Origin of the sequence: Rugosibacter aromaticivorans (assembly GCF_000934545.1) — a bacterium.
In the GTDB taxonomy this organism is placed as follows: domain Bacteria; phylum Pseudomonadota; class Gammaproteobacteria; order Burkholderiales; family Rhodocyclaceae; genus Rugosibacter; species Rugosibacter aromaticivorans.
The window spans coordinates 367,745-379,674 of the sequence record NZ_CP010554.1; the positions used below are offsets into that span (position 1 = coordinate 367,745).

Annotated in this window: 12 protein-coding genes; 1 reads left to right on the forward strand and 11 read right to left on the reverse strand. The window is 58.1% G+C overall.

Annotated elements, in window-relative coordinates:
- Positions 1-75: 75 nt before the first annotated feature.
- The 11 genes from PG1C_RS01965 to pmbA form a co-directional block, all read right to left on the reverse strand.
- The gene (locus PG1C_RS01965) at positions 76-534 is read right to left on the reverse strand and encodes an ATP-binding cassette domain-containing protein (RefSeq protein WP_202635770.1); all 459 of its coding nucleotides are present in this window, start codon (positions 532-534) and stop codon (positions 76-78) included.
- An 85-nt stretch (positions 535-619) separates the two neighbouring features.
- On the reverse strand, positions 620-931 hold the full coding sequence (locus PG1C_RS01970) for a PepSY domain-containing protein (RefSeq protein ID WP_202635771.1): 312 nt from the start codon (positions 929-931) through the stop codon (positions 620-622).
- A 90-nt stretch (positions 932-1,021) separates the two neighbouring features.
- A complete protein-coding gene (locus tag PG1C_RS01975) occupies positions 1,022-4,105 on the reverse strand; it encodes an efflux RND transporter permease subunit (protein ID WP_202635772.1) in 3,084 nt (1,027 codons plus the stop codon).
- Positions 4,102-5,121 (reverse strand): efflux RND transporter periplasmic adaptor subunit, encoded by a 1,020-nt coding sequence (locus PG1C_RS01980; RefSeq protein ID WP_202635773.1) that lies wholly within the window; start codon positions 5,119-5,121, stop codon positions 4,102-4,104. Before PG1C_RS01980 ends, PG1C_RS01975 begins: the two co-directional genes overlap by 4 nt.
- Entirely contained in the window at positions 5,118-6,476 is a 1,359-nt protein-coding gene (locus tag PG1C_RS01985; RefSeq protein WP_202635774.1) for a TolC family protein, read from the reverse strand. The genes PG1C_RS01980 and PG1C_RS01985 overlap by 4 nt, the downstream gene beginning before the upstream one ends.
- A complete protein-coding gene (locus tag PG1C_RS01990; protein ID WP_202635767.1) occupies positions 6,473-7,135 on the reverse strand; it encodes a response regulator in 663 nt (220 codons plus the stop codon). Before PG1C_RS01990 ends, PG1C_RS01985 begins: the two co-directional genes overlap by 4 nt.
- 25 nt (positions 7,136-7,160) lie before the next feature.
- Positions 7,161-7,757 (reverse strand): phosphatase PAP2 family protein, encoded by a 597-nt coding sequence (locus tag PG1C_RS01995; protein ID WP_202635775.1) that lies wholly within the window; start codon positions 7,755-7,757, stop codon positions 7,161-7,163.
- A gap of 41 nt (positions 7,758-7,798) precedes the next feature.
- Positions 7,799-8,557, reverse strand: a complete 759-nt coding sequence (locus PG1C_RS02000) for a COG4705 family protein (protein WP_202635776.1) — start codon at positions 8,555-8,557, stop codon at positions 7,799-7,801.
- Positions 8,558-8,681: 124 nt separating this feature from the next.
- The gene (locus PG1C_RS02005) at positions 8,682-9,122 is read right to left on the reverse strand and encodes a COG4705 family protein (protein WP_202635777.1); all 441 of its coding nucleotides are present in this window, start codon (positions 9,120-9,122) and stop codon (positions 8,682-8,684) included.
- Positions 9,123-9,220: 98 nt separating this feature from the next.
- Positions 9,221-9,553: a PepSY domain-containing protein gene (locus tag PG1C_RS02010; RefSeq protein ID WP_202635778.1), complete on the reverse strand. Its 333-nt coding sequence runs from the start codon at positions 9,551-9,553 to the stop codon at positions 9,221-9,223.
- A gap of 321 nt (positions 9,554-9,874) precedes the next feature.
- The gene (gene pmbA / locus PG1C_RS02015; protein WP_202635779.1) at positions 9,875-11,230 is read right to left on the reverse strand and encodes a metalloprotease PmbA; all 1,356 of its coding nucleotides are present in this window, start codon (positions 11,228-11,230) and stop codon (positions 9,875-9,877) included.
- Positions 11,231-11,320: 90 nt separating this feature from the next.
- Here pmbA and yjgA point away from each other — a divergent pair, with 90 nt between their 5' ends.
- On the forward strand, positions 11,321-11,899 hold the full coding sequence (gene yjgA / locus PG1C_RS02020; RefSeq protein WP_202635780.1) for a ribosome biogenesis factor YjgA: 579 nt from the start codon (positions 11,321-11,323) through the stop codon (positions 11,897-11,899).
- Positions 11,900-11,930: the final 31 nt, after the last annotated feature.

The following is an 11,930-nucleotide window of genomic DNA, read 5'->3' on the forward strand; positions in this document are numbered from 1 at the left end:
ATATCCATCCCCAGCAGCACGTCGTGGATTTCCGGCGTCCGCGCGGATCGAGACCGTTGGTGGGCTCGTCCAGGATCAGCAATTCGGGTTGATTGATGAGCCACGGGCCAGGCCGAGCCGCTGCCGCATGCCGCGGGAATAGGTGCCGATCGGCGCGGGACTTTGACCCTCCAGGCCGACCCGGCCCAACAGGCGGGTGATTTCGGCTTTGTCCTGGTTCTTTTGATACAGGCGGGCAACCCAGAGCAGGTAGTCGCCGGCGCTCATCCAGTCATAGAACCCGGTCTGCTCCGCCAGCACGCCGATCCGGCTGTGCAGGTGGAGCGCATCGACCGCAGGGTCGAGGCCCAGCACCCTGACCGATCCGGCTGTAGGCGCCCGTAGCCCGGTGACGACTGAAATGGTGGTGCTTTTTCCCGCACCATTGGGCCCGAGCAGGGCATATATCTGACCTTTCTGCAGTGTCAGGTTGACATCCCGCAATACCGCGTGGGTGCCGAGGTTGAGTTTTAGCTCGCGTATTTTGATCAGCATCGTTCTCTCCTTATATGGCTTTGAGGCCCAAAGAAAAGCCTCTGTTACTCACAACGAGGAACGGGGGTATTCTCCGCTTAGGCGCTTAGTCCGCGTTAGGACCTTCCGGTGCGTTTTCCAGCACGTCGCCGGTTTTGGCGTCCACACCAACCTCCTGCGTAATCTTGCCGTGCTTAATGTCGAAGGAATAGCGCAGGCTGCTGCCACCCTTCTCCTGCTCCAGTTCCTCATCGGTAATTTTACCTGGATGGGCCTTGAGGGCAATTACCCGGGCCTGTTCCATGCTGATTTTGGCCTCCCCGGCGAATTTCTGGCCCGTGTAGGCGAACGCGTTGGCTGCGGCCACCGTCAGAACCAAGCCCAGCAAGGTTATTACGTGTTTCTTCGATGTTGCCATGATGATGCTCCTATAGAGTTGATTGAAATCGGGCAAGCGCATTGGCGTCCACCGTGATGATTACTCTACGCCGCGAAAATTAGCCCAGAGTTAGGGTTTGCCGGGAAAATCGTTGCTTTGGTCAGGCGTTCCCGCCCCATGGGATCTCCGTTCCAGAATGCTAAACAGCACGGGCATGACGAGCAATACTAGCGGCAATTGCACCACTAACCCGGAAATGATGGCCACTGCCAGCGGTTGCTGCATGGCGGAGCCCTGTCCAATGGCGAAGGCCAGCGGCAGAAGGGTGAGGATGGCGGCCAGCGTGGTCATGGCGATGGGTCGCATGCGGTTCTTGCCTGCTTCGATCAGGGCAAGGTGGAACGGCTTGTCTTTGATCAGGTCGTTGTACTCGGAAAAGTAGAAAATGGCGACCTCGGTGACGATGCCGACAATCATAGTCATGCCCATCATCGCCGAGATATTGAGTTCGATGTCGGCCAGCCACAAACCCACAAACACCGCCGACACGGCCAGCAACGGTATCGCCAAAATCGCCAGTGCCATACGGAAACTCTCATACAGGAACAGGAGCAACAGGAACACCAGCCCGACGGCGGCGGCGAATACCGCCATCAAACCCCGGAAGGCGATTTGCTGCTGCTTGTAGAGGCCACCCAGTTCGTAATACATGCCCTTGGGCAGCAGGTTCGGTGTCGCCATCACTTTCTGGATGTCGGCGATCACCGGCCCCATGGAACGCCCGCTGATGCGACCGGCCACCGCCACCATGCGCTTGAGGTTCTCGCGCTTGATCTGAGGCTGCCCGCTTATCGGGGCGATCTGTGCCACCCGTTTCAGCGGAAACACATGCCCATCCGGGGCACGGATCAACAGCTTGCCCACATCCAGCACGATGGTGCGCTGGTCCTGCGGGGTCCACACCCGCACGCCGACCAATTTCGGCCCGTTCTGCATTTGCGTCGTGACCATGCCGGACAAGTAGCCGCCGAGTATCTGCGTGATGCTGTCCGGGTTCATTCCTTCCAGCGCGGCTTTCACACGATCCACGTGGATTTCCAGCGCATCGCCGGCAGGGTTGATGCCGTCGCGGGTGTCCACGACGCCGGATATGCGGCTGATCTTTTCCACCACCTTTCTTGCGGTGGCTTGCAGTTCCTCCTGATTATCGGAAAACAGCTTGATTTCGATCGGCTGCGGTACCGAGGTAAGGTCACCGATGACGTCCTCCATCAGTTGCGCCAGCTCAATCTTTAGGCCGGGCACCTGGGTTTCGACCTGGCTGCGGATATCGTCCATCATTGTCTCGATGGGCGGACGCTGGCCCGCTTTCATGCGTACGAAGAAATCGCCCTCGTTGGCCTCGGTAAGGCCTCCACCTAATTGGGTACCCGTGCGGCGTGAATAGGTATCCACATATTTGTTGGCTTTGATGATGGCCTGCACCTGCTGTAACAGACGGTCGGTCTCGGTGAGCGAGGTGCCCGGTTCGGAGCGGTAATCCAGGATGAAACCACCCTCGTCCATGGCCGGCATGAAACCAGAGCCTACCTGGTTGAAGGCCAGAAAGCCCGCGGCCAGCAAAGGCACGATGAACAGAAGGACCAGCGGTGGCCGCGAGAGCACACGCTGCATCAAGGCTTCGTAGCGACGGTGCATCCAGGCAGTCATGCGTCCGCCTTCTTTCTGGTCGGCGTCTTTCTCGTTGAGAAAATGATCTGCCAAGAGCGGCACCGCCAACGCGGTGACGAAAAAGGAGATGATCAGCCCTGCTGCCATGGTCAGCGACAGCGCCTTGAAAAATGCGCCAGTCACGCCGGTGAGAAACGCGAGCGGCAAGAAGATGACAATGGTGGATGCCGACGAGCCCGCCAGGGGGCGCATGAATTCCATGGTGGCGGTCATGACCCGGCCGTGGTGTTCGCCGCTGGCACCGCGCAGACGCCGCACAATGTGCTCGATCATGACAATGGCGTCGTCGATGATCAGCCCTACCGCCGCCGCCATGCCGCCCAGAGTCATGATGTTGAAGCTCATGCCCAAGGCATAGAGCAACACCACCGTCGCCGCCAGTACGGTCGGTACCACCACGGTGGCAATCAGAGTGATCTTGAGATTGCGCAGGAAGGCAAATAACACCAGCACCGCCAACCCGATGCCTATGAGAATGGCGTCGCGCACACTGGCGGCGGAATTTACCACCAGCACGCTTTGATCGTACCAGTTCGCAAGCTTGACGCCGGGAGGCAATTGCGAACGGTAGGTTACGAGCTTCGCGTGCACGTCGCGGGCGATTTGCACGCTGTTGCTGCCGGGCTGCTGGTAGATATTGAACAGGACCGCCGGACGGCCGTCGGCATTGACCTTGGTCCATTGCGGCACCACGCCGTCGCTCACCAGCGCCACGTCTTCCAGTCGCACGATGCCGTTGTTGCCGCTTTTGATGATGGTGTCACTGATTTGCCGAATGGTTTTCAGCCGGGTATCAGCTATTTCCAGATACAGCTTGTATTGGTCCTCCAGCCGCCCCACGGCGGTGACCACGTTGGCTGCACTCAACGCCTGCGCGACGTCGCCGAGCGTAAGCCCGTAAGCCATCAGCCGCGCCGGATCCACGGTGACCTGGTATTCCTCCTCTGCGCCGCCGATCACCTGGATGCGCGCCACGCCGTTGATACTGGAAAGCAAAGGGCGCAACTGATACTGCGCGAGATCATAGAGAACCGTTTGCGACTGGGTCGCAGAAGTCAGGCTGTAGGCCAGAATCGGGAACACCGTCGGGTCCATACGCTTGGTCACCAATTGGGTGCCCGGCGGCAGATTCGGCAGGATCTGGGTGATCGCCTGATTGATCTGCGAGGTCGCCAATCCCATGTCGATGCCCCAGTCGAAGTTCACCGACACATCCGCCGAGCCCCGGCTGGTGGTGGAGCGCACGTCGCGCACGCCCGGCACGCGCCGCACCGCTTCCTCCACCGGCTGGGTCACGGCCAGCATCATCAGATCGGCGGGGCGGTCGCCCGCATTCAGCGACACCACCACGCGAGGGAAATCCACTGTGGGGAACAGGGTCACTGGCAGCCTGAACGCCGCCAGCGCGCCTGCCAGCGCTAGCAATACCAGCAGGAATAATATTGAACGACGATGGCTTTGCATCCACCCGGTAAAACTCATGGTCTGCTCCGGCGCACCGCCATGCCATCGCGCAGCTCATAGTTTCCCAGACTCACCACTTGTTGCTTGGCGTCGAAGGAACCTTGCACGGCGATCATGCCCTCTTGTTCCAATCCAGTTTGTACATTGATCCGGCGTGCTTTGCCTTCTGCCACTTGAAATAAATAGGCGCCATGGGCATCGCGTAATATTGCCGAACGCGGCACGACCCACAGGCTTTGTCGGGCGACTTCGATTTCCGCGCGCACTCGTGTGCCTGGCATCAACCCGTCGCCGGGGATTTCCACTAACACGTCTACTAATTGGGTTTGCGGATTGATCATGCCGAACACCTGCGCGACCCGCCCGGTCATCTTGAGCCCGGCGCTGAACACCGGATTTACCCTGACGGCCATGCTGGGGCGAATGCGTATCACATCGTCCGGCTCCACTCCCAACAGCACGCGCTGTTCCCCTGCCCGCGCCAATTGCAGCAGCGGTGCGCCCGCTGCCAGCCGATCGCCCCGTGCCGCCTGCACCGCTGCTACCACGCCGTCGAACGGCGCGACGACCCGCTCTACCGATTGGCCCGCGCCGATTCTTTCCAGTGCGCGCAAGTTGGCCTCGGCATCCGCCAGGCCTTTTTTCGCCGCTGCGAGCTGCGACTGGGTGGCTAGTTGCTGGCCGACCAATTGTTCGATACGTGCCGTTTCGCCTTGCGCGAAATCCATGGTCTGGCGCGCCTGCTGGTAACTCATTGCGGCATCCGCACTGGTGCCGAACTCCAGCAGTGGGGCGCCCTTTTTCACCACTTGCCCGGCGCTCACCAGCAGGCTCACGACCTGGCCGGAACGGGGCAGGCTGATGGTTTGCAGGCTGCGTGTGTCCGGTGATACGACGCCATAGCCCGACACGGTATCGGTCATTGGCTGTTCTTTGAGCGCCACGGTCTCCACAAGCACGCTGGGCGCGTCCGCAGCAAAAACCGGGCTTGCGCCCAGCAGCAGACTCAAGATCAACATTGCACGACGCATCATTGGGTGTTCCTGTTTTGTTCTGGTAAATCGGGGCCGAGCAGAGTTTCCAGGGCGATCCGCTGCTCTGTCAGCGCTTCTTGCAAATTGATGGTTTCGGTCTGTTTATCGAGTAGCGCGGTTTGCAACCGGACATAGTCGGGCGCGGTCATGTTGCCGGCGCGATACGCGGCTGCGGCGCGGCGTGCCACGGTCTCGAGGTCGGCCTCACCCGCATGGGTGCGCCGCAACTGTTCCTGCAGCAAGGGCAGATTGGCAAGGGCTGTATCAACTTCGCTGTAGGCGCTGTTGAGTCTATCCTGATATTCGTCGAACAGCTTTTTGCGCGTGGTTTTCCCGATGGCGATATTGCCGCGATTGGCATTGAAAATCGGCAAGCTCAGGCTCAGACCGAAGCCGAGCGTATAAAGCCCGCTGGTGTCGCGGGCGCGAGTGAGCCCAACGCTCAACGCTGGGAACTGCGCCAGCACCGCGCCACGGAATTTCTCTTCCTGTGAGCGGTAGCCGGCTTGCAGGGCCTGCAAATCCGGGCGCTTGTTCAGGCGTCGTTCCAGATTGGCGCGCACGGCGGCGGCATCGATCTCAGCCTGCCCGGGTTCGTCTGCGAGTTGTAGCGATGCATCGGCTGCCAGGCCGAGCAGGGCATTGAGGCTCGCGCAGTTTTGCAGGCGGCTGCGTTCAAGCTCGTTGATCTGCCGTTCGACGGCTTGCAGGGCGGCCAGCTCGGCGCTTGCGGCATCCAGGGTGAGATTGCCCGCGGCCAGCGCCCGCTGGCTGGCCTGGTAACGCTGCCGCAGCAGATCATGGACAGCCTGCAAGCGCTCCAGCAAGGCTTGCTGTGCCGTGAGACGGGTGAACAGTAAACGGGCCTGGCTCACCACCTGCCACTCCTGCCACAAGAGTTCCAGGTTCACCCGACGTTCGTCCGCTGTCGCCGCGCCGACGCGGGAGGAGCGTAGCAGCAGGGCGTTCACGTCGTAGCTCGGGTTGAAGTTGAAGGCGTTGATATTGCCCGCCGTGCCGTTCGTAGGGTGGTCGAAGGTAACGCCCAGTTGCGGGTCGGGCAAGAGGCCTGCGGCAAAGGACTGGGCGCGGGCGATGCCCAAGCCGTCGCGCGCCTGCCGGAGCTGGGGATTGTTGGCCACCGCCAGCATCGCCACCTCGGTCATGTCCAGACCGTCGGCGGCATTGAAGGGGTGCGAGGACAGTTCGCGGAACGGTAGTTGCGCCGGGGCCACTGAAATGGCGGCGGCGGATTGCGGTAGAGACATGTGAACTGGCAACGGCTTGGGCGCATAACTCGCGCAACCGGCAACCCCCAAGGCAACGAGGCCCATGACAGATAATCGAACGTTCATTGCGGCTTCTCCACCATCCAGCCGGCACCGCGCACGTTCTTGATGGTATCGGCGCCGAGTTTCCTGCGCACGCCGTGGATCAGAAAATCAACCGCATTGCTTTCCACTTCTTCGTTCCAGCCGTAGATGTGTTCTTCCAGTTCGGCACGGGTGAGTATCGCGCCGGGACGCAGGAGCAGCGCATGCAACAGGGCAAACTCGCGTGCGCTCAGGAATTCCACGACATCGCCGCAACGCGCTTCGCGGGTTGCCGGATCGAGACTCACCTGACCGTTGGCGAGCAGCGGCGCAGCCTGTCCACTCCGGCGGCGGATGATTGCCCGCAGCCGGGCGAGCAGTTCATTCACGTCGAAGGGTTTGGCGAGATAATCGTCGGCGCCGAAATCCAGACCCTTGATCCGATCCTCTACCGCATCTCGAGCAGTAATGACGATCACTGGCAACCGGCTGCCGCTGGCGCGCAGCTTGCGCAACACCTCCAACCCGTCGCGCTTGGGCAGGCCCAGATCGAGCAGCACGGCCTGGTGCTCACCATGCTCCAGCGTGCTGCCGGCCGCAACCCCATCCTGCACCCAGTCCACGGCATAGGCGGCATCGTGCAGCGCCACGGACACGGCCTCGCCAATCATGCGGTCGTCTTCAATCAATAGAATACGCATCAATAGTCTCGGCATCCAGAACGGTTCATTGTCGCACCCAACCTCTCCGAATCAATCCGGCAAATAACGTCTGATAGATTCGCAGCAGCGGGCGCATCAACAGTTCGATAAAGTGATGTTCTTGCCACGAGATCAGCCAGACACCACTCAAAGCGACAAGCACGGCACCGAGGATATCCAGCGGGAAATGGACGCCCAGATAAACGCGCGCCCATGCCACCGGCACGCCCAATACAGCGAGCGCCCAGCCGGCGAGCCTAGATTGTTCATGCCTCAGCAGGCTGAACGCAATAGCCCAGACAAAGGTCAGATGGTCGCTCGGGAACGAACTGTCCTGAACATGTGGGATCAATGTCTGGCCGATTCCAACTTCGAAGGGACGGGGGTGATACCAGACCCAGCCGATGATCTGATTGATGAGCAAGCCCGCCAAACCAGAAACCATGGCCGCGACCAATATCTGTCGGTTTGCTGTGGTGCCATACAGCCAGCCCAGGATCAACCCCACCGGCACGATCCAGATCAGATCTTCCGCCATAAAGTTCGCTATGCCGACGATGATGCCGGCGCTCCCAGGTGCAGCGTTGAGAAGAAGAAACAGCGCTTGATTGAAATGTTCCATATGAGTTCCTGATCAAGTAAGTCAGATAGTTTCGTGTTGTATCAATGCCCTTTTTTTGCCGCACTTTGTCGGGAGAACATGATACAGAGCACGATAAAGACCAGAAGTACCGCCGAGGCCGAATAGCGACTCAATGCCAACCCACCCGAATCAACAGGCTTGTCAAGAAAATCACCAACCACAGCACCCAGGGGGCGCGTGAGAATGAATGCAGACCAGAACAATAGGGTGCGAGATAGCGTTGTCCAGTAATACACCGCAGCAACAAGCGCCAGCAGAGCGCTGAATACTATGGCGCCTCCCCCATAGCCAAGCCCTGCCGTGTCGGCTGTCCAATCGCCAAGTGCGGTGCCCAGGGTTTGGGAAAACATAATCGTCACCCAATAGAACATCTCGGCCTTTGGAGAGCTAACGGTATCGACTGATACCGAACCGAGTGACCGATACCAGATGGCCAACGAGGCTATCAACAGGGCAAATAATAGCGACGATCCCCCTGCATAACCGATTCCAAGAGAGCGGTCTGCAAAGTCCGCCAACGTCGTTCCGACTGTTGTCGTTGCGATGATGGTTGTCCAGTAGAGAAATGGGTGGAAGCCCTCTGCCTTAATTTGGGCAATCACGGCAACCAAAAAGATCGCGGCAAAAATGGCGGTTCCAAGCAGATAACCCAGGTTCATTGACATCGACACGGCATCACCTGCGGTTTCACCCAGTGTCGTTGCAGCGATCTTGATGAGCCAGAAGATCAGAGTAACCTCTGGAACCTTGCTCAACGTGTTTTCGGAAGTATTGTTCATACGGTTTCTTTCTTTTTGACAGTTCATGACGCCGTGGCGGCGATCAGCCCACCAAACAACAAGGCAAAATTAGCGTGATTTAAGCTCAACCACTCTGTTATCGGCCGCTGCATTTAGGTCAAGCTTAGATTGAATGGATAGTATCGCTTGCCGCTTGTCCCTGCGTATCCTTTCGGTTGACAGTCAAGTAAATCACCAGACCCGCAATGATCGATAGAAAAATCATGCTGGTGATTACCGCACCCAGACCGAGGCCGCCATTGGCAACGGGTTGTGACAGATAGTCACCAAACGATGCGCCAAGTGGGCAGGTCAGGATGTAGGCAATCCAGAAGGACGCCACGGCACATATTTTCGCCCGAAGCTGCATGAACATGAACATCGCCAGCAGGGCACCCATGACGATGGTTGCCCCGTTCAACCCGAAGCTCAAGTCGAAATTGAGAAAACCGGCTCCCGTTTCGCCGACTGTGGTGGCCATAATCCTGATGATCCAGAAGTAGAGGGTGACCTCCAGTACCTTGTTCAGCATCTGCATTGCATCGTCGCGTGCAAGTATCTTCATTGGGATTCTTCCGTGGGCTTTATGGGGAGCCGGTTTCAGTTCAAGCGACAAACCGGGGCAGTGGCGCCGCCCCGGCATTGCGGCAATGACCGAGCCAGTCAATCAGCGTGGTCATGGTCATCGTCGTGATCGGATTTGTCCTCGACGGCCTTGATGACTTTGCCGCTTGTCGGGTCAACCTTCACGTCCATGACTTTCTTGCCGTTCACAACTTCGACATCGAAGACCCACTGGCCCTTGTGCTTCTCGAATTCGGCACGGGAAGCCTTGCCGCCGACATGCTGCTCGGCAGTGGTGACGGCTTGTGTCAGGCTGATTTTTGCGGCTTCAACAGCCAAAGCATCGTTTTCGATGGTCTTGGCAGCGTAAACGCTGCTGATGGCGGTTACAGAAAGCGCGACCAGAGTCGCCAGATAGATTTTGCGTTGCATGATGATCGCTATCTTTCAAGTCACGCGGATATTCGCGTGACTTGAAAGATAGCGATCAATAATTAGGAGAGCGTTAGCCGCTCGTAATCATCCCGTCAGTTGAGACCGTCCGAAATTATGTGGATTTTTCGATTGGCCAGTGAGCGCTGAAAAGTTGCCAGGCAAAAGCCGGATTCTTGAGCGCGTTGAATGACCGTAGATGCCGAATTCAGAGGGTCACATAGCCTAAAGCTAATGTTCGTCCAAGCGCAGTCGTCACATCCGGGCGCGGTTTTTTTCACCGTGCCACCAGCGCCGGCTTTTCATTGCGCGTTAGTCGCGCTAGCTGCCTGCCACCATCATCTGGCCTATCAATATCGAGCCCACGTGTTTTGAGCCGCGTGCATCGATATCGTTACCAATCGCGACAACATTGGCGAACATCTCCGGCAGGTTGCCGGCAATGGTAATTTCTGCCACGGGGTAAGCGATTTGCCCATTTTCTACCCAATAGCCTGCTGCGCCGCGTGAATAATCGCCGGTGACGTAATTCACACCCTGGCCCATGAGTTCGGTCACCAGCAGGCCGCGGCCCATCTCGCGCAACAGCCCGGCCAGGTTATGTTGCCCGGGCGCCACGCGCAGGTTATGCGCACCGCCTGCGTTGCCCGTAGTTTGCATGCCGAGTTTGCGGGCTGAATACGTGGAAAGCAAATAACCTTGCACCTGACCACCTTTGATCAGCTCGCGATCATGCGTGGCCACGCCATCATCGTCAAATGCTGAAGAAGCAATGCCTCCTTTGATGTGTGGCCGTTCGCTGATGTTGACAAAATCCGGGAATATTTTCTGTCCCAAACTGTTTTGCAGGAACGATGTTTTGCGATACAGCGCACCGCCAGATAAAGCATAGGTGAGATTTCCGATCAAGCCGGTTGCTAGCGGCGCTTCAAAAATCACCGGGCATTTACGGGTGGATAATTTGCGTGAGCCAAGCCGTGATAACGCACGGCGCGCCGCGTAATCGCCAATGCGCTCAATCGATGAAAAATCGTGCGCATTGCGGCTGGAGGTGTACCAGTCGTCGCGCTGCATATCGTCGCCACTGCCTGCAATCACCGAGCACGATACATAGTGCCGCGTGCTGGCAAAGCCATCCATGAAGCCCAGGCTGTTGGCAGCAATGAAATGAGATTGTTGCGCGGAAACTGTCGCACCCTCAGAGTTCGTGATTTGCGGGCTCACATCAAATGCGCCTTGTTCGCAGCGCTGCGCCAAAGCAATGGCCTCATGCACCGGAATGACCCACGGATGAAAAAGATCAAGATCCATGGATTTTTTTGCCAGCAATTTTTCATCGGGCAGCCCGGCGCAATCATCTTCCGCTGTAAATCGGGCGATAGAGAGCGCGGCTTTCACTGTGTCTTCCACCGCCGCAGGCGAAAAATCAGAACTACTCGCATGGCCGCGCCGCTGGCCAAGATACACCGTGACGCCCAAGCCTTTATCACGGTTGTACTCGATGGTTTCAACCGCTTGCCGACGCACGCTGATTGACTGACCAAACCCTTCGGAAACATCCACCTCACAAGCGGTGGCGCCATTTTTTGCAGCATGATCGAGCACGCTTTGCGCCAAGGTGCGTAACGCTTCTTGCGAGAAGCTAAAGGTTGAATCCGTTTCTGGACTGTGCGACATGCGAGAACCCTTCGAGTGAACGAGTGACGAAGCTATAATGATAACCGTGGATACCCTAAAACAAGCGAACAACAGCGGGAGCAACAACACATGACATATAGCGCGCCCGAAGATGAGGAAGAAGTGCTCGGGCCGAGTAAATCGGCGCTCAAGCGCGAGATGACAGCCCTGCAAAAACTGGGCGCTGAGCTCGTTGTCCTGTCGCCAGAGCGGCTGAAAAAGATTGACATGCCCGAGCGCCTGAAGGATGCCATTCATGATGCGCAACGCTTCACCAAACACGAAGCCAAGCGTCGGCAACTGCAATATATCGGCAAAATCATGCGCGATATTGAAGCCGCACCCTTGCAGGCCGCGATGGATGAAATCAAGGGTGTATCGACGGTGGCAACGTTGCGGCAACAGCAACTCGAACGCCTGCGCACCCAGCTCATGGAAGATGAATCGGTGTGCAGCGACATCGCCCGTGATTATCCTCAAGCCGACATCCAGCATCTGCGCCAGCTACGCCGCAACGCGCTAAAAGAAGCACAACAAAACAAACCGCCACGCGCCTACCGCGAGCTGTTTCGCGTATTGCGCGACTTGGATCAAAAAGTTCCCGCAGGCGACCCGAAGGTAGTGCAGAGCAAGCATAGTGCTGACGCTGATGAGACCGCGACCGACTGACGCCCTTCCTGTTTGCTTGACAGCTAGTTAG

What these genes read in the sequence shown, in the direction of transcription:
- PG1C_RS01965 (WP_202635770.1), bottom strand. Translation starts at nt 534, where the DNA reads ATGCTGATCAAAATACGCGAGCTAAAACTCAACCTCGGCACCCACGCG.
- PG1C_RS01970 (WP_202635771.1), bottom strand. Translation starts at nt 931, where the DNA reads ATGGCAACATCGAAGAAACACGTAATAACCTTGCTGGGCTTGGTTCTG.
- PG1C_RS01975 (WP_202635772.1), bottom strand. Translation starts at nt 4,105, where the DNA reads ATGAGTTTTACCGGGTGGATGCAAAGCCATCGTCGTTCAATATTATTC.
- PG1C_RS01980 (WP_202635773.1), bottom strand. Translation starts at nt 5,121, where the DNA reads ATGATGCGTCGTGCAATGTTGATCTTGAGTCTGCTGCTGGGCGCAAGC.
- PG1C_RS01985 (WP_202635774.1), bottom strand. Translation starts at nt 6,476, where the DNA reads ATGAACGTTCGATTATCTGTCATGGGCCTCGTTGCCTTGGGGGTTGCC.
- PG1C_RS01990 (WP_202635767.1), bottom strand. Translation starts at nt 7,135, where the DNA reads ATGCGTATTCTATTGATTGAAGACGACCGCATGATTGGCGAGGCCGTG.
- PG1C_RS01995 (WP_202635775.1), bottom strand. Translation starts at nt 7,757, where the DNA reads ATGGAACATTTCAATCAAGCGCTGTTTCTTCTTCTCAACGCTGCACCT.
- PG1C_RS02000 (WP_202635776.1), bottom strand. Translation starts at nt 8,557, where the DNA reads ATGAACAATACTTCCGAAAACACGTTGAGCAAGGTTCCAGAGGTTACT.
- PG1C_RS02005 (WP_202635777.1), bottom strand. Translation starts at nt 9,122, where the DNA reads ATGAAGATACTTGCACGCGACGATGCAATGCAGATGCTGAACAAGGTA.
- PG1C_RS02010 (WP_202635778.1), bottom strand. Translation starts at nt 9,553, where the DNA reads ATGCAACGCAAAATCTATCTGGCGACTCTGGTCGCGCTTTCTGTAACC.
- pmbA (WP_202635779.1), bottom strand. Translation starts at nt 11,230, where the DNA reads ATGTCGCACAGTCCAGAAACGGATTCAACCTTTAGCTTCTCGCAAGAA.
- yjgA (WP_202635780.1), top strand. Translation starts at nt 11,321, where the DNA reads ATGACATATAGCGCGCCCGAAGATGAGGAAGAAGTGCTCGGGCCGAGT.